21 protein-coding genes and 1 pseudogene are annotated in these 22,780 nt (G+C 72.2%); 11 read left to right on the top strand and 11 right to left on the bottom strand.

The window, feature by feature from the left end:
* Positions 1-346: 346 nt before the first annotated feature.
* The 4 genes from AB0B41_RS26625 to AB0B41_RS26610 form a co-directional block, all read right to left on the bottom strand.
* On the bottom strand, positions 347-964 hold the full coding sequence (locus tag AB0B41_RS26625; protein ID WP_358207980.1) for a TetR/AcrR family transcriptional regulator: 618 nt from the start codon (positions 962-964) through the stop codon (positions 347-349).
* A gap of 87 nt (positions 965-1,051) precedes the next feature.
* On the bottom strand, positions 1,052-1,648 hold the full coding sequence (locus AB0B41_RS26620; protein WP_358207978.1) for a TetR/AcrR family transcriptional regulator: 597 nt from the start codon (positions 1,646-1,648) through the stop codon (positions 1,052-1,054).
* A 57-nt stretch (positions 1,649-1,705) separates the two neighbouring features.
* Positions 1,706-2,011, bottom strand: a complete 306-nt coding sequence (locus AB0B41_RS26615; RefSeq protein ID WP_358207976.1) for a hypothetical protein — start codon at positions 2,009-2,011, stop codon at positions 1,706-1,708.
* 40 nt (positions 2,012-2,051) lie between these two features.
* A complete protein-coding gene (locus tag AB0B41_RS26610; protein WP_358207974.1) occupies positions 2,052-2,804 on the bottom strand; it encodes a GntR family transcriptional regulator in 753 nt (250 codons plus the stop codon).
* A 158-nt stretch (positions 2,805-2,962) separates the two neighbouring features.
* Between AB0B41_RS26610 and AB0B41_RS26605 the strand changes: the two genes are divergently transcribed.
* The 9 genes from AB0B41_RS26605 to AB0B41_RS26565 are packed head-to-tail and all read left to right on the top strand — an operon-like array spanning position 2,963 to position 15,782.
* Entirely contained in the window at positions 2,963-4,483 is a 1,521-nt protein-coding gene (locus AB0B41_RS26605; protein WP_358207972.1) for an AMP-binding protein, read from the top strand.
* Positions 4,484-4,512: 29 nt separating this feature from the next.
* Entirely contained in the window at positions 4,513-6,015 is a 1,503-nt protein-coding gene (locus AB0B41_RS26600; RefSeq protein WP_358207970.1) for an NAD(P)/FAD-dependent oxidoreductase, read from the top strand.
* Positions 6,012-8,462, top strand: coding sequence for a CoA transferase (locus AB0B41_RS26595; protein ID WP_358207968.1), 2,451 nt, complete (start codon positions 6,012-6,014; stop codon positions 8,460-8,462). Before AB0B41_RS26600 ends, AB0B41_RS26595 begins: the two co-directional genes overlap by 4 nt.
* Positions 8,449-8,892 carry a pyridoxamine 5'-phosphate oxidase family protein gene (locus AB0B41_RS26590; RefSeq protein WP_358207966.1) on the top strand — a complete coding sequence of 148 codons (444 nt, stop codon included), beginning with the start codon at positions 8,449-8,451 and terminating at the stop codon, positions 8,890-8,892. The genes AB0B41_RS26595 and AB0B41_RS26590 overlap by 14 nt, the downstream gene beginning before the upstream one ends.
* Positions 8,879-9,238 carry a hypothetical protein gene (locus AB0B41_RS26585; protein WP_358207964.1) on the top strand — a complete coding sequence of 120 codons (360 nt, stop codon included), beginning with the start codon at positions 8,879-8,881 and terminating at the stop codon, positions 9,236-9,238. The genes AB0B41_RS26590 and AB0B41_RS26585 overlap by 14 nt, the downstream gene beginning before the upstream one ends.
* A complete protein-coding gene (locus AB0B41_RS26580) occupies positions 9,238-11,331 on the top strand; it encodes a hydantoinase/oxoprolinase family protein (protein WP_358207962.1) in 2,094 nt (697 codons plus the stop codon). Before AB0B41_RS26585 ends, AB0B41_RS26580 begins: the two co-directional genes overlap by 1 nt.
* Positions 11,328-13,115, top strand: a complete 1,788-nt coding sequence (locus AB0B41_RS26575; protein ID WP_358207960.1) for a hydantoinase B/oxoprolinase family protein — start codon at positions 11,328-11,330, stop codon at positions 13,113-13,115. Before AB0B41_RS26580 ends, AB0B41_RS26575 begins: the two co-directional genes overlap by 4 nt.
* Before the next feature lies 1 nt (position 13,116).
* Positions 13,117-14,037 (top strand): hypothetical protein, encoded by a 921-nt coding sequence (locus AB0B41_RS26570; RefSeq protein ID WP_358207958.1) that lies wholly within the window; start codon positions 13,117-13,119, stop codon positions 14,035-14,037.
* Entirely contained in the window at positions 14,037-15,782 is a 1,746-nt protein-coding gene (locus AB0B41_RS26565) for a dihydroxy-acid dehydratase (RefSeq protein ID WP_358207956.1), read from the top strand. The genes AB0B41_RS26570 and AB0B41_RS26565 overlap by 1 nt, the downstream gene beginning before the upstream one ends.
* On the opposite strand, the gene AB0B41_RS26560 is transcribed toward AB0B41_RS26565, so the two are convergent.
* The 3 genes from AB0B41_RS26560 to AB0B41_RS26550 are packed head-to-tail and all read right to left on the bottom strand — an operon-like array spanning position 15,746 to position 18,920.
* The gene (locus AB0B41_RS26560) at positions 15,746-16,801 is read right to left on the bottom strand and encodes an MsnO8 family LLM class oxidoreductase (protein WP_358207954.1); all 1,056 of its coding nucleotides are present in this window, start codon (positions 16,799-16,801) and stop codon (positions 15,746-15,748) included. The genes AB0B41_RS26565 and AB0B41_RS26560 overlap by 37 nt on opposite strands.
* Positions 16,798-17,316, bottom strand: a complete 519-nt coding sequence (locus tag AB0B41_RS26555; protein WP_358207952.1) for a hypothetical protein — start codon at positions 17,314-17,316, stop codon at positions 16,798-16,800. Before AB0B41_RS26555 ends, AB0B41_RS26560 begins: the two co-directional genes overlap by 4 nt.
* Positions 17,313-18,920 carry an ABC transporter substrate-binding protein gene (locus AB0B41_RS26550; protein WP_358207950.1) on the bottom strand — a complete coding sequence of 536 codons (1,608 nt, stop codon included), beginning with the start codon at positions 18,918-18,920 and terminating at the stop codon, positions 17,313-17,315. Before AB0B41_RS26550 ends, AB0B41_RS26555 begins: the two co-directional genes overlap by 4 nt.
* A gap of 503 nt (positions 18,921-19,423) precedes the next feature.
* Between AB0B41_RS26550 and AB0B41_RS26545 the strand changes: the two genes are divergently transcribed.
* Positions 19,424-20,215 (top strand): IclR family transcriptional regulator, encoded by a 792-nt coding sequence (locus AB0B41_RS26545; RefSeq protein WP_358207948.1) that lies wholly within the window; start codon positions 19,424-19,426, stop codon positions 20,213-20,215.
* A gap of 28 nt (positions 20,216-20,243) precedes the next feature.
* On the opposite strand, the gene AB0B41_RS26540 is transcribed toward AB0B41_RS26545, so the two are convergent.
* The 4 genes and pseudogenes from AB0B41_RS26540 to AB0B41_RS26525 all read right to left on the bottom strand — a co-directional run bounded on the left by AB0B41_RS26540 (position 20,244) and on the right by AB0B41_RS26525 (position 21,935).
* Positions 20,244-20,381: a hypothetical protein gene (locus AB0B41_RS26540; RefSeq protein ID WP_358207946.1), complete on the bottom strand. Its 138-nt coding sequence runs from the start codon at positions 20,379-20,381 to the stop codon at positions 20,244-20,246.
* A pseudogene (locus AB0B41_RS26535) lies at positions 20,366-20,809 on the bottom strand (4-hydroxy-2-oxovalerate aldolase); the annotation flags it as partial. The pseudogene AB0B41_RS26535 and the gene AB0B41_RS26540, both read right to left, overlap by 16 nt.
* 110 nt (positions 20,810-20,919) lie before the next feature.
* Positions 20,920-21,396, bottom strand: coding sequence for a hypothetical protein (locus AB0B41_RS26530; RefSeq protein WP_358207944.1), 477 nt, complete (start codon positions 21,394-21,396; stop codon positions 20,920-20,922).
* Positions 21,393-21,935: a TetR/AcrR family transcriptional regulator gene (locus tag AB0B41_RS26525; RefSeq protein ID WP_358207942.1), complete on the bottom strand. Its 543-nt coding sequence runs from the start codon at positions 21,933-21,935 to the stop codon at positions 21,393-21,395. The genes AB0B41_RS26530 and AB0B41_RS26525 overlap by 4 nt, the downstream gene beginning before the upstream one ends.
* 62 nt (positions 21,936-21,997) lie before the next feature.
* On the opposite strand from AB0B41_RS26525, the gene AB0B41_RS26520 reads away from it, so the two are divergent.
* Positions 21,998-22,360: a DUF4267 domain-containing protein gene (locus tag AB0B41_RS26520; RefSeq protein ID WP_358207940.1), complete on the top strand. Its 363-nt coding sequence runs from the start codon at positions 21,998-22,000 to the stop codon at positions 22,358-22,360.
* Positions 22,361-22,780 lie beyond the last annotated feature (420 nt).

The following is a 22,780-nucleotide window of genomic DNA, read 5'->3' as shown; positions in this document are numbered from 1 at the left end:
GGCGGTGCGTCCACTCCGAACAGGTGCCGAACAGGTGCCGAGCAGATGCCGAACAGTGCCGAGCGGGTCCTTCGGGACCCGTCGCGACGCACAGGGTCGAACGAGGGACCGCCCCGTGGCCGGGGTGGTCGGAGGCGGCCGTCCCGGGTTCCGCTCCCGGATCCGTGGAGTGGTACCTGGTCGGCGACTCGGGCGGCAGGGGTGGCCTACCCTCCGATAATTCGAATCGCCTTCGAAATATGGCATGCGACACGGTCGGGGTCAAGCGCCGTCGAGGTCAGGGTCCGAGAACCGTTCGGCGGCCCGTGGTCACCCGCGTGGTCACCCGCTCCGACACTCGCCGCGCTCAGGTCCCCGCGGCCTCGTCCAGGCCCGTCGCGGGCCCGGCCGCCAGTCCCGACCAGACCATCTCGAGCTGCAGGGCGGCCAGGGTGCCCGGTGAGCGCCCGGGTCCCGGGGGCGGCCAGGCGGCGGGCGCGATGCACATGCCGAGCAGGGTCAGCACGGTGATGGTGGGGTCGATCGCCGGGGAGATCTCGCCGGCGGCGACGCCGTCCTTGAGGATGGACTTCCACGCCTCGCGGTACCGGGAGAGCAGCCGCGCGTCCTCCTCCGCCTCGATCTCGGTACGGCGCGGGTCGTGGGCGTCGGTGAACCAGCGGGGCGAGGCGGTGCGGTGCCGGTCGACGTAGCGCTGCTGCGCCCGGATGGCCTTCTTGAGCTTCTCCCGGGGCGCCTCCCGACCCGCGGCGAGCTTCTCCAGCTTCACCACGACCTCGGTGAACTGCTGGCGGGTCACGAGCCGCAGCAGCGCCGCTTTGCTGCTGACGTGGTAGTACAGGCTCCCCTGTAGGACCCCGAGCTCCTTGGCGATGTCCTCGATGCGGGCGTTGTCGTAGCCCTTGTCGGCGAACACCTTGGCCGCCGCGTCGACGATCTGCTGCCGGCTGCGGATCTTGGTCATCCGGTCTGCGCCCCCACCCCCGCCACCCCGGCGAGGGGCCCAGCATAGCCGCGAATCGAATCCACCTCGAGAAGTGGCGGGGTGGCGTCAGTCGACGCGGGCCGCGGCGATGCCGGACCAGACGATCTGGTGCTGGAGCGCCGCGATCTCCTCGATCCGCTTGTCGCCGTCCCGTCGGAACCAGTACGAGACGTAGTCGCACATGCTGACGAGTGAGGTGGCGACGGCCGTCGCGTCCGTGCCCGCGGCGATCTCCCCCCGGGCGATGCCCTCCTCGACGATGGCTGCCCAGCCTGCGCGGTAGCGCAGCACCGACGCGCGGTGCGTCGCGACCTCCTCGTCGGTGACGTCGGCCGAACGCGTCGGGTCGCTGAACCAGTCCGGGGCCTCGAGCAGGTGCTGCTCGACGTGCGAGAGGTGGCCGAGGATCGCCAGCCGGAGCTTCTCGGCGGGCTCGGCCGCGGACTCGACGACCGCCTCGAGCTCGTCGGTCAGCCGCTGCAGATGGTGCTGCACCACGAGTCGGTGCAGCGCCGCCTTGCTCCCCACGTGGTAGTAGAGGCTGCCCTGCATGACGCCGAGCTCGGCCGCGATGTCCTCGATCCGGGTGGCCGCGTAGCCCTTCTGCTCGAACACCTTCGCCGCGGCCTCGACGAGCTGCTGCTTGCTGCGGATCTTCGTCATCGCTCGTCCCCCGGCCGGTGTCGCGGAACGTCGAGTCTAGGGCCAGTCGGCCCGGTGTCAGTCCGAGGCGGGCAGCGGCTTGGCCGCCTTGAGGGTCAGGGCGACCCCGCCGAGGCTCAGCGGTCCGGCTCCGGCCTTGGTGACCAGTATCTCGAGCGTTCGGGACTCGTCGGTGTAGCGCTTGCCGAGCAGGACGCCCGGTCCGTCCGGCGTGACCGCGGGAGCGGTGACGTCCTCCGCGGTCATGGGCGCGCCGCCGCATTCCAGGGGTCCGACGCCGGATCCGGGGCGGACGACGACGACCTCGGCCGTGCAGGTCCGGCAGCGGAGCCGGAGGCCGGGGCGCAAGGGGGGTGTGGTCATGACTCGCCTCTCCGAGGGGGAGTGCGGCGACGACCAGCGGTCACCGTCGCCGCGGGGAACTGTCCTGTCCGATCTCGTCCACCGTGCGGACGAGCAGGTCGCTGGCGCGCTTGACGTGTTCGGTCAGCCGGGCGCGGGTCGCCATGGCGTCCCCGCGGCTGATGGCGTCGAGGATCCCGGCGTGCTCGCCCGCGTCCTTCTCGAGCCGGCGGACGTCGTTGCCCAGCGCGATCCAGGTGAGGTTGCGGGGCACCTTGTGGTGAAGGTTCTCGTAGACCTCGGCGAGGTGTCTGTTGCCGCCCGCCTCGATGATCACGTGGTGGAACTCGGTGTTCGCCTCGTGCCAGAGATGCTGGGCCGTGGTGGTGGCGCCGTCCGGGCTGCGCAGCTCCTCGACCGCGCGGCGGAACATCGACTCCGCCGCCGCGAGCCGATCGAGCTGCTCGGTGGTGATCAGCTCCGCGGCCGCCGCGCCTGCGTGCCCCTGCAGGATCGCGTGGAGCTCGTAGACCTCGATGATGTCGCGGGTCGAGGGCAGTCGCACCCGCGCGCCGCGGTTCGCGATCAGCTCGACGGTGCCCCGCGCCTGCAGCTGGCGCAGCGCCTCCCGCACCGGCATGCGGCTGACTCCGAGATCCTTCGCTAGGGCCTCCTGTCGCAGCCAGCTGCCCGCGGGGATCTCGCCCGCGTTGATCCGCTCCTGGAGCTCCGTGACCAGGGAGTCGACGAGATCGCGGTCGTCCGCCCGGCGTGGTTTCGCGCCGCGGCCTGCTGTGCTTCCGGTGGCTGTCACCTCGGGCATCATGGATCCAGTCTACGTCCTGTCGGATCACGGTCGAAGCGGTGACGCCCGCGTGGGCATCCATAACGGCCTCCCTCCGATCCCTCGACTTTGCTGGAACTGGATCCTAAAGTCTTCAGCATGGATACATCAACCCTGCGTGGTCGGCCATGAACATCACGATGCTCTCGGCGATGGCCGCCGACGGGATGGGGGACCGGGTCGCGACCGGCGACCTCACCTTCGCGGAGCTGGACCTGCGGGCCCGGCGGGTCGGCTCGCTGTTGGCGGCGGAGGGCGTCGGGCGGCTGGGGATGATCGACCTCAACTCCGACGCCGTGCCCCTCGCGCTCCTCGGGGCGGCCTACGCGGGCATCCCGTTCGCGCCGCTCAACTACCGGCTCGCGGACGACCGGCTGCGTGCGGTGGTCGAGCGCCTCGCTCCCGCCACGATCGTCGTCAGGGACGACGCGGTCGCCGACCGGATCGGCTCGCCGGCGGGCATCACGGTGCTGCGTCGCGAGGAGCTGTGGGAGGCCGCGGCCGACCCCGGGGTGCCCGCGGTCGCCGAGGCGCCCACCGACCCGGACGCGATCGCCGTCCTGCTGTTCACCAGCGGCACCTCCGGGGAGCCGAAGGCCGCCATCCTGCGCCAGCAGAACCTGGTGTCCTACATCGTCTCCACGGTCGAGTTCGCCGGGGCGGAGCCGAACGAGGCGGCGCTCGTCGGTGTCCCCCCGTACCACGTCGCGGGCGTCTCGGCGGTGCTGTCGAACCTCTTCGCGGGACGGCGCGTCGTGCGCCTGGAGTCCTTCGACGCCCGGACCTGGATCGACCTGGCGCGCCGTGAGCGGATCACCCACGCGATGGTCGTGCCCACCATGCTCGGTCGGATCCTCGACGAGCTCGACGGAGCGGGCCTGCCCGACCTGCGCGCCCTCTCCTACGGGGGCGGCCCCATGCCGATCCCCGTCATCCGGCGGGCGCTCGAGGCCTTCCCCGGCGTCAGGTTCGTGAACGCCTACGGGCTGACCGAGACGTCGAGCACGATCGCGGTGCTGGGGCCCGAGGACCACCGCCGGGCGCTGGCCTCGCCGGAGCCGCGGGTCCAGGCCCGACTCGGCTCGGTCGGCAGGCCGCTGCCCAGCCTGGAGGTGACCATCCGGGGTGAGGGTGGGGAGGAGCTCCCGGCCGGGGAGCGCGGCGAGATCTGGGTGCGCGGGGAGCAGGTGTCGGGGGAGTACGTGGGCCACCGCGCCACCCGGGCGGACGGCTGGTTCCCCACCAGGGACGCGGGAATGCTCGACGAGGACGGCTTCCTCCACGTCTTCGGCCGGCTCGACGACGTGATCGTCCGGGGTGGGGAGAACCTCTCGCCCGGTGAGATCGAGACGGCCGTGCGCGAGCATCCGGCCGTCGCGGACGTGGCCGTGTTCGGCGTCCCGGATCCCGAGTGGGGGGAGGCGGTGGCGGCCGCGGTGGTGCTCGAGTCTGAGGCCGAGCTGACCGCGGACCAGCTGCGCGCCCACGTGCGGTCCCGGTTGCGCTCGACGTGCGCGCCCGCCGTCGTCGCCTTTCGGGAGGTGCTGCCCTACACCGACACCGGGAAGCTGCTGCGCAGGGTCGTCCGCGACGAGGTCACTAGTGGATCCAATCTTGACGCGAATGAATCCGAAACGGTAGATTCCTGACACGATCCGGAGAATGAGGAGGCGCCCTCGTGGGAGCGAACAACGGCGAGGACGCCGAGGTCGGTGCGGACACGACCGCAGACGTCGTCGTGATCGGTGCGGGCCCCGGCGGGATCTGCACCGCGATCCAGCTGCGCCAGGCCGGCATCGAGGACGTCCTGGTCCTGGAGAAGTCCGCCGGGCTCGGTGGGACCTGGTTCAACAACCGCTATCCGGGCCTGGCCTGCGACGTCTCGACCGATCTCTACTCCTTCAGCTTCTTCCTCGACCACGAGTGGGAACGGCCCTTCGCCACCCGGGCGGAGATCGTCGAGTACCTGGAGGCGGCCGTCGACCGGTTCGGCGTCCGGGACGCGATCCACCTCGACACCCACGCGGTCTCGGCGCACTGGGACGACGAGCACGGCCGCTGGACCGTGGTCGACTCCCGGGGTGGGCGATGGACGGCCCGGGTCCTGGTCGGCGCGGTCGGCATGTTCAACGAGTTCGTTCCGCCCGCCATCCCCGGCCTCGACACCTTCGCGGGCCCGGTCACGCACACCGCCGAGTGGCCGGACGGTGACCTCGGGTTCCTCACCGGCCGCCGGGTGTCGGTCATCGGGACGGCGGCCAGCGCCACCCAGGTCGTGCCCGCCATCGCCCCGCACACCGGGCACCTGACGGTCTTCCAGCGCACCTCCAACTGGGTCTTCCCGAAGGAGCACGGCCGCTACACCGCGGAGCAGAAGCGCAGCCGCCGCGCGGACCGGTCGGTCATCGAGGCCGGCCGCGCGCAGGCCGCCCGCGAGCTCGACGAGCTGTTCGCCGACCTCGACAACGAGGCCAAGACGGCCGAGCAGGCGGCCAGGGCGCTCGCCAACCTCGAGACCGTCCGCGATCCCGCGATCCGTGAGGCCCTGCGCCCGACCGCCCGGCTCGGTGCGCAGCGCCCGCTGCTCTCCTCGGAGTTCTACGAGACCTTCAACCGGCCGGACGTCACGCTCGTGACCAGCCCGATCGCGGAGATCACCGCGACCGGGATCCGCACCGCGGACGGCCGGGAGCACCCGACCGACCATCTCGTGCTGGCCACGGGATACCACGCGCACAAGTTCCTCTCGATCGTCGACGTCGTCGGCCGCGGCGGGGCCTCGCTGCGCGAGCAGTGGGCGGAGGGGGCCTACGCCTACCTCGGCATGACCGTCGAGAACTTCCCGAACCTCTTCATGCTGTACGGGCCCAACACCAACGGCGGTTCGATCATCGACAAGCTCGAGACCCAGACCCGCTACATCGTCGCCAAGACCACCCACGTGCTGAAGAACGGTGTGCGGGCCCTTGAGGTCCGACCCGAGGTCGTGGCCGCGTACAACACGCAGCTGCAGGCGGACATCGGCGCCGTGCAGGCCTGGCAGGTCGAGGGCAGCCGGTACTACCGGGCGCCGTCGGGTCGGGTCGTCACCCAGTGCCCGTACACAGTGGTCGAGTACGACCGGATGACGCGCGAGGACGACCTCGCCGCCTTCGCGCTCAGGCTCGAGGACCCGTCATGACCGAGGCGACGAACGAGATGGCCCCCCTGGACGACTACACCGTCGTCGACCTCTCGACCGGGGTCGCCGGGGCCTACTGCACCCGGCTGCTCGCCGGGGCGGGCGCCGTCGTCGTGCTGGTGGAACCTCCGGAGGGGGATCCCTTGCGGCACCGGTCGGCCTCGGGCGTCGAGTCCCCGCCCGGCGTGGACGGGGCGTTGTTCAGGTTCCTGTCCTGCGCGAAGCAGAGCGTCGTCGCCGATCCCGAGCGGCCCACCGACGTCGACCTCGTGCTGGGCCTGCTCGCGTCGGCGGACGCCGTGGTCTGGTCACCGGGGTCCCGGTGGGGCGGCCGCCCCGAGCTGCAGCCCGCCGCGCTGCACGCCCGCTTCCCATCGCTCGACGTGCTCGCCCTGACCCCCTTCGGACTGGACGGGCCGTGGGCGGACCGGGCGGCGACCGAGTTCACCCTGCAGGCCTGGGCCGGCGCGATCGGCTGGCGCGGACTCCCCGGGCGGCCGCCCGTCGCCGTCGGCGGCCGGGTGGGGGAGTGGGCCGCGGGCACCTTCGCCGCGGCCGGTCTGCTCGCTTCGCGCCGCAGACAGCGGACCACCCCCGGCGGGCAGATCCTGGACACCTCGATCCTCGACGCGGTCGCGCTGAGCCTGACCAACATGCACCCGGTGACCTACTTCGCGGAGGCGGGCCGCGCGCGGGACGAGCGCCCGGTGTCGCTGCTGCCGGGGATCCACCCCACCGCGGACGGCTGGATCGGCTTCATGACCGTGACCGGCCAGCAGTGGCTGGACTTCTGTGCGCTGGTCGAGCGGATCGACTGGATGGACGACGAGTCGCTGGGCTCGGCCGTGGAGCGCGAGCGGCGGCGCGACGAGCTGACCGCCCACATCGACGCCTGGGCCGCGGCGCGGACGACCGCCGAGATCCTCGAGCTGGCCGCGACGCTGCGGGTACCCGCGGCGCCGGTGGGTACTGGTGCGACCGTCCCGACGATCGACCACTTCGTCGACCAGGAGATGTTCGTCGAGAACCCGCGCGGCGGGTTCGTCCAGCCCGCGACCCCGTACCGGCTGCGGGGCAAGGTGGACCTGCCCCCGTTGGGCCCGCCCCCCGCGCTGGGTGAGCACACCGCCGAGTGGGTGCGCCGCGCCGCGCAGGGCCGTCGCGCCCCGCTCGAGCCGGGGCACAGCGGGGCCGAGCGGCTCCCGTTCGACGACCTGCGCGTGGTCGAGCTGACGGCGTTCTGGGCCGGGCCGTCCGCGGCGCAGTTCCTCGGGATGCACGGTGCCGAGGTCATCAAGGTCGAGTCCCCGGCCCGGCCGGACGGGATGCGGACGCTGAGCACCCGGTCACCCGCCGAGGAGCAGTGGTGGGAGTACGCGCCGCTGTTCCACGCGACCAACACCAACAAGCTCGGGCTCGGCCTGCGGTTGGACCGACCGCGCGGCCCCGACCTCCTGGTCGACCTGCTCGACCGCAGTGACGTGCTCGTGGAGAACTTCAGCCCCCGGGTCCTCGAGGCGTGGGGGTTGGACCACGAGGTGCTGCGGCAGACCAATCCGGGCCTGATCGTCGTCCGGATGCCCGCCTTCGGGCTCGCCGGACCCTGGCGGGACCGGACGGGTTTCGCCCAGACCATGGAGCAGGCCTCCGGGATGGCGTGGGTGACCGGCTTCCCGGACGGCCCCCCGCAGGTCCCGAGCGGGGTCTGCGATCCGCTCGCGGGCGCGCACGCGGCGTTCGCGCTGCAGGTGGCGCTCGCCGTGCGGGACCGGACGGGCGAGGGGATGCTGGTCGAGGTCCCGATGGTCGCGAGCGCGCTCAACGTCGCCGCCGCGCAGGTCGTCGAGTACGCGGCCCACGGCGTGCTGGTCCACCGGACCGGGAACCACTCACCCTGCGCGGCCCCGCAGAACCTCTACCGGACCCGCGACCCGGAGGACGGCCTCGGCGGCCCGCGGGTGGCGATCTCCGTCGAGACGGACGCGCACTGGTCGGCCCTGGTGGGGGCGCTCGGGGGCCCGCAGTGGGCACTCGGCCCGGAGCTCGCGACGTTCGCAGGCCGCAAGGCGCGCGAGGAGGACCTCGACACCCGCCTCGCGGCCTGGTGCGCTGAGCACACGGTCACCGAGATCGTCGAGCTGCTGTGGACGGCCGGGGTCCCGGTCGGCCGGGTCGCGATGCCGCACGAGCCGGAGTCCGACCAGTTCGCCTCGAGGGAGTTCTTCGAGAGGGTCGAGCACCCGTGGGAGGGGACAACGCTGGTGGCCGGATCGCCCGTCCGCTTCTCCCGTGACCGCTATCGGATGCACCGGCGCCGGGCGCCGATGCTCGGCGAGCACAACCGGTACGTCGTGACGGAACTGCTCGGGATGACCGCCGACGAGTACGCAGGCTTGGAGGCCGAGCAGGTGATCGGGAAGGGGCTGTGTCCCGATGGACAGTCGTGAGTGGAGCGAACGCGCGCACGCGATCCTGCAGGCGGGCACGCGCGGCTTCGTGGCGACGCGGACCGCAGCCGGGGGCGCCGTCGTGCACCCGATCTCGGTGTTCCACCGGGAGGACGGGCTCTGGATGAACACCTACCTGAAGTCCGCGAAGGCGCGGAACATGATCCGTCATCCGGCGGTCGCCGTCGTCGTGGTGGTGTCCGGGGAGGGCGCTCCGCGCCCGTCCGGGGTGCTCGTGCGCGGCCGGGCCGAACTGCTCGCGGAGGACGCGGACCCGCCGCCCGCCACCGTCGAGCCCACCTACCTGCTCCCCGGGGTCACAGCACCCGTCCCCGGCGACCCCATCTGGTCGCTGGGCGGGCGGCGGCGCTGGTTCCGGGTCCCGCTGACGGACGTGACCCTGCTGGAGGCATCCGATGCCCAGGCATGACGTCCGGATGACCCCGGCCGAGGTCGACGCCTTCGTCCAGGCCGAGGAGGGCGGCGTGCTGGCCCACCTCGACGAGCACGGTGACCCCACCGCGGTCCTGGTCGCGAGTCGCGGGCTCGGGAGCGGGCTCGCGCTGACCGCGGTCACCGCGCAGCCCCTGCCCGCGGACGGCACCGAGGTCTGCGTGGCCTACGAGCGGGAGCCGTCGTACTCGGGCGTCCGCGCGGCGCTCGTGCTCGGACGCCTCACCGGCGGCCGCCTCACCCCCGACCGCACGATCAGCTTCGACTTCGGCAAGATCCCCGCCCCTGACAGCCCCGCCCCCGTCCGGGAGGACGACCACTGATGGCCGAGAACCGGTACACCATCGCCACCGACATGGGTGGGACGTTCACCGATCTCGTGCTGGAGGACCGGCGGACCGAGCAGGTGCACATCGTGAAGAGCCCGACGGTGCTCGACGACCCGATCCGCGGGATCCTGGCGGCCGTGGACCTGGCGGCGGCGGAGATCGGTGTGGGGCGGCGCGAGCTGCTCGCGGGCACCGACACCTTCGTGCACGGGACCACGCGGGCGCTTAACGCAATCCTCACTGGGACCACCGCGCGGACCGCGTTCCTGACCACGCGCGGTCACCCGGACATCCTGCTGTTCCGCGAGGGTGGCCGGGTCGATCCGTTCGACTTCACCCGTCGTTACCCGGCTCCGCTGGTCCCGCGGGCACTGACCTGGGAGGTGTCCGAGCGGGTCGGGGCGGACGGCACGGTGGTCACCCCGCTCGACGAGGCGGCCGTGGTCGCGAAGCTGCGGGAGGTCGTCGCGGCGGGGGTGGAGGCGGTCGCAGTGTGTCTGCTGTGGTCGATCGCGAACCCGGCCCACGAGCTGCGGGTGGGCGAGCTCATCGAGGAGCACGCGCCCGGCCTTCCGTACACGCTCTCGCACCGGCTGAATCCAATCGTGCGGGAGTACCGACGGGCGTGCTCGACGGTGCTCGACGCGTCGCTCAAGCCGTTGATGACGGAGTACCTGGAGGCGATGAGGCGCAGGCTGGCCGAGGAGGGGTTGGCGGGGCGGCTGCTCATCGTGACCTCGGGCGGCGGGGTGATGGACTCCGCCGCGGTCGCGGCGGCGCCGGTGCACGTGATCGGGTCGGGTCCGGCGATGGCGCCGATCGCGGGGCGGGACGTCGTGGACCGCACGACCGGGCATCAGACGGTTCTGGTGGCCGATACCGGTGGGACCAGTTACGACGTCGGCGTGGTCCGCGACGGCGAGGTGTCCTCCACCCGGGAGGCCTGGCTCGGTGCGCCCCATCTGAGCCACATGACCGGGTTGCCGTCGATCGACATCAAGAGTGTCGGTGCGGGTGGGGGCAGTATCGCGGCGGTGGTGTCCGGGCTGCTGACGGTCGGGCCGCGCAGTGCCGGTGCACGTCCCGGCCCAGTCTGCTACGGCCAGGGGGGCACGGAGCCGACGGTCACCGATGCCGCGGTCGTGCTGGGCTACCTGGACCCGGAGTACTTTTTGGGCGGGCGGGTCACCCTCGACATCGCCGCGGCCGAGCGGGCGATCGAGGAGCGGATCGCCGCGCCGCTGGGGTTCACCACGGTGCAGGCCGCGGCGGCGGTCATGCAGCTGGCCACCGAGCACATGGTGCGTGCGATCGAGGACACCACGGTGGCCCAGGGCATCGACCCGGCCGCTGCGGTGCTGGTGGCGGGCGGCGGGGCGGGCGGGTTCAACGCGATCGACATCGCGTCCCGGTTGCGGTGTGCCGCCGCCGTCATCCCGGACACCGGCAGTGTACTCAGCGCGGCCGGGGCGGCGATCTCGGACCTGTCGTCGGACTTCGCCGCGGCCTGCCCGGCGACCACGCAGGACTTCGACTTTGCCCGGGTCGGGGCGGTGATCGACGGTCTCGTGGAGCGGGCTCGGGAGTTCGTGGCCTCGACGGGGGTCGCCGGGGAGCTGGCGGACGTGCGGTTGTTCGCCGACGCCCGCTACCCCCATCAGGTGTGGGAGGTGGAGGTGCCGCTGCCCACGCTGCGGATCGGCTCGGCCGTGGACGTCGACGCGCTCGCCGAGGCCTTCCACAAGATGCACGAGAAACTGTTTGCGATCAGCGACCCCGCCTCGGTCGTGGAGGTCGTGGGGTGGCGGGTGCGGGCGTCGTGCCGGACGCGGACCACCGCGCTCGGCCAGGTCGAGAGCGGGCCCGCGCGGGCGCGTACCCAACGCACCCGGCCGGTCTACTTCACCGGGCACGGCCTGGTGCAGGCCGCGGTGCGGACCCATGACGACATCGCCTCCGGTGAGGTGGTCGCCGGCCCGGCGATCGTGGAGACCCCGGTGACGGTCGTCGTGGTCAACCCGGACGCGACCGCGACCCGGGCCTCGACCGGGGCACTGATCCTACGGCGGAACGGAGACCACCGGTGACACTCGGGACACTCGACGGGCTGCAGTTGGCCGTGTTGACCAGCCGGATGGAGCAGGTGGTGCGGGCAATGGCCAACACGCTCGCCCGCACGGCCCGCTCCGGGGTGATCAACACCGCCCGGGACTTCTCCTGTTGCGTGCTGACCGGGGACGCGCAGCTGGTCGCGACGGCGGAGTCGCTGCCGGTGCACGTCATGCGCGGGCCGGACCTCATGGCCGCCTACACCGCGCAGATGCACCCGGACCTGCGCCGGGGAGACGCCTACCTGCACAACTCGCCCTATCACGGCAACTCACACGCGGCGGATCACTGCATCCTGGTGCCGGTGGTCGATCCCGAGGGCGGACACCGGTTCACGGTGCTGGTCAAGGCGCACCAGGCGGACTGCGGGAACGCGACACCGACGACGTACTCCACCTCGGCCGCCGACGTCTACCAGGAGGGCGCGCTGATCTTCCCCGCGGTGCGGGTGCAACGTGATCACGTCGACATCGACGACGTGATCCGCATGTGCCGCATGCGGATCCGGGTCCCCGACCAGTGGTGGGGCGACTACCTGGCCATGGTCGGGGCGGCGCGGATCGGGGAACGGGAGATCGAGAAGCTCGCCGCGGACGTCGGCTGGGACGAGCTCGAGCAGTACGCCCGGGAGTGGTTCGACTTCTCCGAGCAACGGGTCGCCGAGGCGATCGCGGAGCTGCCCGGCGGGCGGGTCACCCTCGGCGGCGCCCACGATCCCTTCCCCGAGGTGCCCGAGGGCATCCCGGTCTCGGTCACCGTCGAGGTCGACCCCACCGAGGGGCGGGTGCGGGTGGACCTGCGGGACAATCCCGACTGCCAACCCTGCGGGCTCAACCTCACCGAGAGCACCTCGGCCAGCTCGGCGCTGGTCGGAGTGTTCAACTCACTGCCCGCGTCGGTGCCTGCCAACGCGGGCAGCCTGCGCCGGATCGAGGTGTCGTTGCGGGAGAACTGCGTGGTCGGGATCCCCCGACACCCCGCCAGCTGCTCGGTGGCGACCACGAACGTCGCCGACCGGGTCACCAACCTGGTCCAGCGCGCCATCGCCGAACTCGGACCCGGTGTCGGGATGGCCGAGGCCGGGCTGGTCCAACCCCCCGCCTGGGCGGTGATCTCCGGCGCCGACCCACGAACCGGCGGGACCCCGTTCGTCAACCAGATCCTGTTCCCCGGGGTCACCGGCGGCCCGGGGACCCCCTGGGCCGACGGCTGGCTGACCTTCGGCCACGCCGGCAACGCCGGGATGATGCTGCGCGACAGCGTGGAGATCGACGAGATCCACCATCCCATCCTCGTGACCCAGCAGCGTATCCTGCCCGACACCGAAGGCGCAGGTCGGTTCCGCGGCGCACCCGGCGCGCGGGTCGAGTACGGGCCGACGACCGCCCCGCTGACCATCACCTACGGCAGCGACGGCGCCCTGCACCCCGCCGCAGGCGCTGCCGGGGGCACCGCCGGAGCGCGGGCACGCCAGCTCCTGCGCCGGGCGGACGGGTCCCTCGAGGACCTCCCGGTCAGCGGGTTGGTCGAGCTGCGACCCGGGGAGACGGTCGTGTCGGAGAGCTGCGGGGGCGGCGGCTACGGCGCCCCCCACGACCGCGATCCGGTGAGCGTGGCGCACGACGTGCTCGAGGGCTGGATCACCCCCGGCCGGGCACGGGAGGTCTACGGCGTCGCCGTGCGCGACGGCGGGGTGGACGAGGCGGAGACCAGCAGGCTCCGTGACAACGCGGAGACCGGTCTCCGCGTGAACGAGGAGTGAGATGAGCACGAGTGTGACCCCCGAGTCCATCCTGGCGGCTCAGGGGCTGCCGACCACCGACAACTACGGGCTCCCGACCTCGGCGCGGACATTCGCCGACGGCGGTCTCTTCCGGCTCGAGGTGTCCGGCGTCGAGCGGCTGTCGAACCTGGAGGCGCTGCTGACCGAGGCCAAGCGGCACGATGTCTTCGTCCACCGGATCATCTCCTTCGGAGGCGGCGCGACCCTGCTCGACAAGGGCGAGTTGCGCGCGTTCGGGCAGCTCGCGGCGGAGAACGGCATTGAGGTCGTGGCCTGCCCCGGGCCGCGGGCGGGCTGGGACTCCGGCAGGCAGCTGACCAGCGCGGAGGGCATCACCTCGGGCAAGCGGATCCGCGGCGTCGACAACATCCGGTACCTGCTGCACGACGTCCTGCGGATCTTCGACGCGGGCCTTCGCGGGCTGCTGGTGATCGACGAGGGTGTCCTGGACGTGCTGAACACGGCGCGCGAACGCGGCGACATCCCCGCGGACGCCTTCTTCAAGGTCTCGGTCTACGCGGGGCACGCGAACCCGGCGTCGGTGCGGGTGCTGGAGCAGCTGGGCGCAGACAGCGTGAACCCGGTCGGTGACCTGAGCAGGCCGATGCTCAGCGCCATCCGCTCCACCGTCAGCGTGCCGCTGGACGTCTGGGCGATCACCTTCGACTCCTTCGGCGGGATGACCCGGCTGTGGGAGGCGGCCGACATCGCGCGCGTCGCCGCGCCGGTCTACTTCAAGATCGAGCCCGGCCAGTCCGAGGAGGTCATGTACAACGGCTACACCGACGCCGAGTTCCACGACCGGCTCATCGTGCACAAGGTGCGCCAGGCGGCGATCCTGCGCGAGCTGGCCGCCACCGTGGACTCGGGCGTGCGGATCTCCCCGCCGCCTGCGGGCTGATGGGCGAGCTGCGCAGCGCCCGCTGGTTCTCCGGTGAGCACGTGCCGGGGTTCGTGCACCGCACAGCGATGCGAGCGTCGGGCTTCTCCCGCGCGAGCTTCGAAGGTCGCCCGTTCGTGGGGATCTGCAACTCCTGGTCGGAGCTGATCAGCTGCAACCTGCACCTGCGGGCGATCGCGGACAGCGTGCGTCGCGGGATCCTGCAGGCCGGTGGGGTTCCGGTGGAGTTCCCGACGATCTCGCTGGGCGAACAGCTGATGAAGCCCACGACGATGTTGTTCCGCAACCTGATGGCGATGGACGTCGAGGAGTCGTTACGCGGCTATCCCTTCGACGCGGTCGTCATGCTCGGCGGCTGCGACAAGACGATGCCCGCCCAGCTGATGGGCGCGGCCAGCGCGGACGTCCCGACGATCATCGTGCCCGGCGGGCCCGCCAACCCGGCGACCTTCCGGGGCCGCCGGATCGGGGTCGGCACCGACCTGTGGGGATACGTCGACGACGTCCGCGCGGGCCGGATGTCCCAGGCCGAGTACGAGGCCCTCGAGGCCTCCGGGGGCCCGTCGGTGGGGCACTGCCCGGAGATGGGCACCGCTTCGACCGTCTCAGCGGTCGTCGAGGCCCTGGGCATGACCCTGCCCGGCGCCTCGGCGATCCCGGCCACCGACGCCCGGCGCAGCCAGATCGCCGAGGACTGCGGGCGCACCGCGGTCCGGCTCGCCCTCGACGGGGTCCGGCCCTCGCGGATCCTCACCTGCGACGCGTTCCACAACGCGATCACCGTGCTCGTGGCACTGGGTGGGTCGACCAACGTCATCCTGCACCTGCTGGCCCTGGCCGGGCGGGCCGAGGTCCCGCTGCGGCTGCAGGATTTCCACGACATCGCGGCGCGGGTCCCGCTCATCGCGAACGTCCGACCCGCCGGGGAACACCTCGTCGAGCAGCTGTTCGAGATCGGCGGGCTCCCCGTCGTCATGCGCGAGCTCGCTCCCTTGCTGCGGCTGAAGGCGGTCACCGTGAGCGGGCGGACGGTGGGGGAGAACGTGGCGGACGCCCCGGCGGTCGACGGCGAGGTGGTCCGCCCGCTCACGGGCCCGGTGCAACCGCCGGGTGGGCTGGCCGTGGTGCGCGGCAACCTGGCGCCCGGCGGCGCCGTCGTCAAGTGCAGCGCGGCCACTCCGGAACTGCTGCGGCACAGTGGTCCCGCGCTCGTCTTCGACGACATGGACGACCTGCGCGTACGGATCGACGATCCGGACCTGCCCGCGACGGCCGACTCGGTGCTCGTCCTGCGCAACGCCGGGCCGATCGGCGGGCCGGGGATGCCGGAGTGGGGGGCGCTGCCGATCCCGCAGAAGCTGCTGCGGGAGGGCGTCACCGACATGGTCCGCGTCTCCGACGCCCGGATGAGCGGCACGGCCTACGGCACCACGGTGCTGCACGTGGCGCCCGAGGCGGCGGTCGGCGGCCCGCTCGCGCTGGTCGAGGACGGCGACGTCATCCGGCTCGACGCCCGCGCGGGCGTGCTGCACCTGGAGGTTGACGATGTCACGCTCGAGGCCCGTCGCCGTCGCCGCGCCGAGGAGCCCGCCCGGGTGCCCTACCTGCGCGGCTACGGTGCGCTCTACACCGAACGGGTCACCCAGGCGGACACCGGCTGCGACTTTGACTTCCTGCGGGGCCGGTCGGACGATCCGGCCGACGAGCCCTACGGGATCTTCGACGGGTGGATCGGCGGCTGGTGAGTGTCGGCCACGCCGGTCTCGATCGGCGCGAGCGCCTCCGCGACCAGCTCGCGGGACCGGCTGCGCAGGTCGGGATCCGTGAGCATGTCCTGGACCATGATCTCGGTGGCCCCGGTCTCCCGGACCAGCGGTTCCAGCTGCGCCCGCAGCGACTCCGGGGTCCCTGAGACCTGGGGCGGGACCACACCGTCCCGCACGGTGCTCGGCTGCGCCTTCTGCAGGGCGTCGAGCTCGGCGGTGGCCTGCGCCAGCGTGGGCACGGGTCGCTCGCGACCCAGAATCCGAAGGGCCCGGGCGGGCCAAGTCAGGCGGTGGGCGAGGTCCTCGTCGTCGGCGGCGACGATGTTGAGCGTGAGCATCACTGACGGTGCCTGCGGGCCGTACGGTTTCGCGACGTAGCTCTGTCGGTACTGCTCCAGCGCGGCACCCGTCATCGCCGGGTTGATGTGGCTGCCGAACGCGTAGCCCAGCCCGAGCCCGCCCGCGAGCGCGGCGCTGCCGCCAGACGAACCCAGCACCCACACCTCGGGCACACCCTCGACGCGGCGGGTGAGGTCGATCGACGCGTAGGGATGGCCGGTGTCGAACGTGTGGTGGTAGTAGCCGACGATCTCGGCGACCTGGGAGAAGAAGTCGTCCACCGGCATGCCTCGGCGATCCCGGCGCAGGGCGTGGTCGATCGGCGGTCCCGCCGACGAGCGGCCGAGCCCGAGGTCGATCCGACCCGGTGCCAACGCCTCCAGCATCAGGAACCGCTCGGCCACGCTGTACGGACTGTAGTGGTTGAGCAGCACGGCGCCCGAGCCGAGCCGGATTCGGGAGGTCCGCCGGGACGCTACCGCGACCAGCGGGGCCGGGTCCTGCGCCGCGTAACCGGTGGTGTGGTGGTGCTCGGCGTACCAGAACCGGTGGTAACCGAGCGCCTCCGCCTCCTCGGCCGCCGCGAGGGCGTGCTCGAGCGCAGCGTGCTTGCCCGCCCCCGGGGCCACGGGCGCCAGCTCGACAAGGGAGTACCTCACCGGTCCGCCCCGTCGTGCACCTCGGCCGAGGCGACCCCGCTGCCGGCGTAGGGATTCCCGAGGACAGCCACGAAGCGCTGGAACTCGTCCGGGTCGTTCTTCACGACGTACCGGGTCACCAGCCCGTCCACCACGTGACAGCGGAACTCGGTGTGCAGATGCAGCCGCCACCCGTCCGGCAGGGTCCCGGTCAGAGTGAAGTCCCCGAGGATCACGTCGCTGGGCCGCTCGGTGGCGGTGCCCGCGATCGCCAGATCGGGGATCAGCCGTTGCGCGATCGTCGGGACCCGGGGCCCGCCGCCGGGTCGACCCCGCTCGAGCCGGACGAAGTCGGCCTCGGTTGGGGTCGATCCGAAGGGGACTATGCAGGTCTCGTAGCTCGGGGCGAACATCGTCGCCTCGACGCTCGCGTACATCAGGAACCCCGCTGCGATCCGGTCCCGGAGGCGTCGGGCGAGCTCACCCGCGGTCTCGGGGCTGGTCAGGACCCGTTCCCCGAACGGCGCGGCGGTCATCGCGACTTCCAGGTGCTGTGGAGCTGCACACGCGACCCGGCATCGAACACGATCCCGTGGACGTCCGCCCCCGCCCCGAGCACCGTCGTCAGCTCGACGACCGGCAGGTAATACTTGTCCCGGGCCATGAGGTCCTGCGCCAGTCGGACGAGCGTCGCGCGCTTCGCCGGGTCCGGTTCGCTCGCCTGCGCCGCCAGCAAGAACTCCAGCGGACCGTCCGGGAACCGGTAGGTGTTGGCGCCCACGGTCGAGAACGAGCTGCGGAGGATGTCGGGATCGGCCCGCGTCAAGTTGGCCCAGTTGGCCACGAAGTCCCCGGACTGCATCTGCGCCGCGATCTGGGCGATCGGCACCTCCAGGAGCTGCACGTCGATGCCCACCACCTTCGCCTGCTGCTGCACCAGCTCCAGGGCGGGCTTGTTCGTGCTGAAGTTGCTGACGTAGGAGACGGGGATGGTCAACCGTTCCCCCGCCTTGGTGCGGATCCCGTCCGGACCGGGGACCCACCCGGCGGCGTCCAGGATTGAGCCGGCTTTCGCGGGGTCGAAGCCGAGCAGCGCCGACTCATCGGCGAACGAGGGGGTGGTCGAAGCCAGCACGCTGGTCGCGGGCCGGGTCTGGGAGGGATAGATGGCTCCGGCGACCTCCTGGCGATCGATCGCGAGCGACAGGGCCTCCCGGACGGCGGGATCGGCGACCACGGACTTCGACAGGTTGAGGCCGAGGCCGAGCACCAGACCGGGGTTCGGCCGGGCGAGGAGCTGCGCTCCCGCATCGATGAGCGGAGTTTCGTCCTGCTCGCCGATGGTGCCGATCACGTCGACCTCACCGGAGAGCAGCGAACCGGTCCGCACACCGGACTCGGGCACGATCCGGAACTCCACCGAGTCGAGGTAGGCCTCGCCCTGGTGGTCCGACCCGGGCGGCGGCCAGGCGTATCCCGGCCGCTTGGCGAGCGTGATCGACGAGTTCTTCGCGTAGTCCCGGACCGTGAAGGGGCCCGAGCCGACGACAGCAGCGCACCGTTCGTCCTCCGACGCCACGGCGCTCGCGGGCGAGAGGATGCCCAGGCTGTGGGTCGAGGTGCCCTGTAGGAACTGGACGTTGGGCTCGCGGAAGGTCACGGTGAACTGGGTCGGCGAGGTGACGGTCGTCCCGACGTAGCCCGCCAGGTAGGCCTTCGGCAGCTGGGCCCGCAGGCCGAGCTCCGGGATCCGGTCGAGGTTGGCCTTGACCGCGTCGGAGTCCAGCGGCGTCCCGTCGGAGAAGGTGACACCCTCGCGGAGGGTGAACGTGTAGCTCGTGGCGTCCGGCGAGCTGTCCCACGAGGTGGCGAGCCAGGGGGTAATGGCACCGGTCCGTGGGTCCTGGTCGGTGAGGGAGTCGACGATCTGGCGCGCGGCGTAGATCGAGTCCGTGCTGGCGACCTGTTGCGGGTCGAGGCAGCCCTGGTCGCTCGACACCGCGAACCGCAGCGTTCCACCGGGTCGGGGGGTGCTGTTCTGGGGCGTCGCCTCCCCGGGTGCGGCGGCGCATCCGGCGAGTCCGAGCACCGAAACGGCGAGAGCCGCGGCGATCAGCCAGCGGCGAGGTCTGACGATCATCTGTCGGGTCCTTCTGGTAGGGCGGATCGCAGAGGTCGAGGCACGGGGGTCGAGTGGCCGGGGGAGCATCTCGGCACGCACTCTTTCGGCGTCACCGCGCTTCCGCTGAATCGATGTGGCCGGTCGACGAACGCCGCGGGTCCGGCGCCGACCGATCGTGCCGGGTCAGCGCCGACAGGCGGAGCTGGAGGTCCGGAGGAGATCGACGTGGCGTCGACGGGCCCCTACGAACATCACGTGTCTCCGTCCGTGCGACTTGTCCCGGCTCACCGTGAGATCGATCCGGAGGGGGTACAGCCGAAATCCGGGGTGCCCCCCCACATCCTGTGTGTGGATCGGGATCGCGTCAAGCCCGTCCGAGAGTTCCGATCAGCCTGCACCTGGGTTCGACGCTCTGGCTGCGGCTAAGAGGCGCTTCCGGAGTGACGCTCAGAACCGCACGTTCTCGATGACCCTGCGTGCCCGCGCGTTCGTCGACTTCGGTTCGCCCGGCACACTGCGGTATGGGTTCCACTCAGCGGGTCGTCCCGGTGTCGGTGATTGGTCGCGTGTCGCGCGTCCTCGACGCCTTCACCGGGCACGCCGACGAGTTGCGGATCGGAGAGATCGCCGGTCGCACCGGATTGGCGAAGGCTACGGTGTCGCGGCTGGTCGCGGAGCTTGTCGAGCACGGGTTCCTGGAGCGTTCAGGCAAGAACGTGCGGCTGGGCCTGCGGTTCTTCGAGCTCGGCGAGCGTGCCGCGCGGCCACGGGAGCTGCGGAAGCTGGCCTTGGCGAACATGGCGGACCTGCGCAACGCCACTCGGCAGACCGTCCACCTCGCGGTGCTCGACGGCACCGAGGTTGTCTACGTCGCCAAGCTGCGCAGCCGGACCGCGCCGCCGATGAGCTCACGGGTGGGCGGCCGGTTGGCGGCGCACGCCACCGGCGTGGGAAAGGCACTGCTGGCGTGGGCGGAGCCGGCGGTGGTCGACGCAGTCGTAGCCGCCGGGCTGCCCGCCCTCGGGCCGGGAACCATCACTGACGACACCGCGCTGCGTGCCGAGCTGGCCCGGATTCGGGAACGCGGTGTCGCCTACGAGCGTGAGGAGTCCGGTCCCGGTGTCCTCTGTGCGGCCGCCCCGATCAGGCCCGCATCGGGAACGGTGATCGCAGCGCTGTCGGTGACCGCGCACACCGGGGACGTCGACCCGGCGCAGCTGGGCATGGCGGTGCAGACCTCCGCGAACGCGCTCGGCCGGGAAGCGGCCCGGAACCCGACGTTTGCCCGGCTGTCCTGGGCCGACTTGCGCTGAGCGGGACCCGACGCAGGTCGGCGGGCGGTCAGCGGCGGCCGGGCTCGACCGAGCCCGGCCCGTCGGCCATGCCGAGGTGAGGCTCGACGTTCGACGGGCGTGCGGGTGCGCGGGCCTCGTCACGCTCACGGGCCTCCGGGACTGCTTCGGTCATGCGGTCGGACATGCAGCCTGCTCCTGCGCCAGCGCCACGGCGACGTCGATGATTATGTCTTCCTGGCCTCCGACGTAGCCGCGCTCGCCGCAGCGGCGCAGGATCTCGTGGGCGGGTACCTCGTAGCGCTCGGCGGCCCGTTCGGCGTGCAGCAGGAACGAGGAGTAGACCCCGGCCCAGCCCTGCACGATGGCGTTGCGGTCCATCTTCGGCCAGCGGGCCAGGTATGGGCGGACGATCTCCTCGGCGGCGTCGAGCAGCCGGCCGACGTCGAGCCCGGTCCGCACGCCGAGCCGGTCGAAGACCGCGGCGAGGACCTCGGTGGGAGAGTTGCCTGCGCCGGCGCCGAGCGCGCACAGCGACCCGTCGATGTAGCGGACGCCGACCTCCTGGGCGATCACGGAGTTCGCGACGCCGAAGCTGAGGTTCTGATGGCCGTGGGAGCGGGGAGGTCGTCGCGCTCGGGGACGGCGCAGACCGGTTCGAGGTCGGGGACCGGGTCGTCTCGGCCTTCACTCCGGACCGCGGGGTCGTACCCGCGCTGATGGGGTCAGGCCGCGGCGAGCCCGACGCACAGCGCGGCGAGTGCGAAGGTCTGCAGCGCGACGCGCCCGTCGATGACCGAGTCCCAGCGAGCCTGGAGCCGACGGGCGTCGCTCGGCACCCGGTCGGCGACTGCCGCTGCGCTCAGCGCCGTGTTCACCGGCTTGCTGATCCGGGTGTAGATCACGAGAAATGCGATCAGGGCGAGCGTGGCGAGCGCCCCGGCCGCGGTGCTCACCCCGCGCCCGCTCGCGGCGGCGAGCGCGGTCATGGCCGTGGCGGCGATCAGGCCGCCGGCGCCGATCGCCGGGAAGCGGCGGTCGGCGATGCGGTGGACGTGGCCGAGCAGTTGGGTGAGGGTGCGGTCGTCGACCGCGGTGATGGCCGGGCGCAGGACGATCGCGGCGAAGACGTCGGTGCCGTAGACGACGGCGTTGGCGAGTATTGCGAGGCCGGCGAGGATGGCGACGAGGGTGTGTGTCACGGGGTCTCCTGGTGGGTGAGCATGCGGTGGGCGAGGTCGAGGCGGGCCTGCGCCTGGCCCGGGACGAGGCGCTCGCCGGCCTGGAGGGTGGCCAGGCCGTGCAGGACCGACCAGGCGACCTCCGCCCGGGTGCCGTCGGCATCCGGGAACGCGTCGCGGATGCCCGAGAACGCGCGCCGGAGCGGTGCGGGGGTGTCGTCGGTGGCGAAGGCCAATCCCGAGGGCATCGAGAACATCGCCTCGTAGACCCGGGGGTGCGCGGCGGCGAAGTCGAGGTAGGCACGCATCCGCGGCAGGGGTGCGGCGTCCACCGCCTCGAGCGCCGCGGCGATGTCGCTGAAGCCGTCGAGCGCCACCGCGTCGATCAGCGCCTGTCGGCCGGCGAAGGCCGAGTAGAGCACCGGCTGGGTGACGCCGAGCTCCCCGGCGAGGCGGCGCATAGTGACGGCGGCCCAGCCGTAGGACTCGGCGAGGTCGCGGGCGGCGTGGACGACCTGATCGCGTCGCTGATCGAGGTCGGGGGCCGGTCGAGGGGCCATGAGTGTAGTCTAGCATTGTTATGTAACAACACTAGACCAAGAGTCCGGGAGGACCCGCCACCATGTATCTCGCCGCGCTCGTGGTCGCAGGCATCGGTTGTGCCGGCATCGTCGCCGTCGGCGGCCGCTTCCTGCTGACACCTCGGCAGGCGACGCTCGACTTCGGTGTCGCCGCTGACGATGTCCGCGCCCTGACCGCGATCAAGGGCGTCCGCGACATCACCTCCGGGGCGGTGCCGCTCGTGGCCTGGGCGGCCGCCGGTTCCGCGACACTCGGCTGGGCACTGATCGCCGCAGCCCTCACCCCGACTGCGGACGCCGTCATCGTGCTCACCCACGGCGGGAAGCCCTCCACCGCGCTGGGCATCCACGGGCTCACGGCCGCGCTGCTCGTCGTGGCAGGCCTCGTCCTGGCGCTGGGGTGAGCGACGCGAGGCAACTCTGGTCGGGCGAACTCGTTGGCGCAGACGGCGAGGATCCGCACAAGGCAAACGCGGTCGCCTCTCCATTCTCCGAAGGCGCGATGACGAGCTACAGGGGGCTCCGCGGTCAAGTCACGACCAGCGCCCATCCTGCTGACGCCGAGCCGATGAGACCGCCGTACGCCGGTGCGGTCGCCCTCCGGTGCGGGGCCACCCGACGCCCCGTCCACTCTCGCCACGCTCGCGTTGGCCGCCGGGGCGCAGGGCGCTGCGCCGGGTCACCTGGCGCCACGGCTGACCGCGCGGACCGGGGGGGGGGGGGGGGGGGGCCCGCCCCCCCCGCGGCCCCCCGGACACTAAGCACCCCGCGGGGGGGGTGGACCAGCGCCGCCGGGCACCCCGCGGGGCGGGGGGGGGGGGACC

It is taken from the genome of Pseudonocardia sp. NPDC049154, assembly GCF_040648315.1.
In the GTDB taxonomy this organism is placed as follows: Bacteria; Actinomycetota; Actinomycetes; order Mycobacteriales; family Pseudonocardiaceae; genus Pseudonocardia.
Note: the sequence above shows the minus strand (reverse complement) of the source record. Positions and strands in the feature narration are given on the sequence as shown.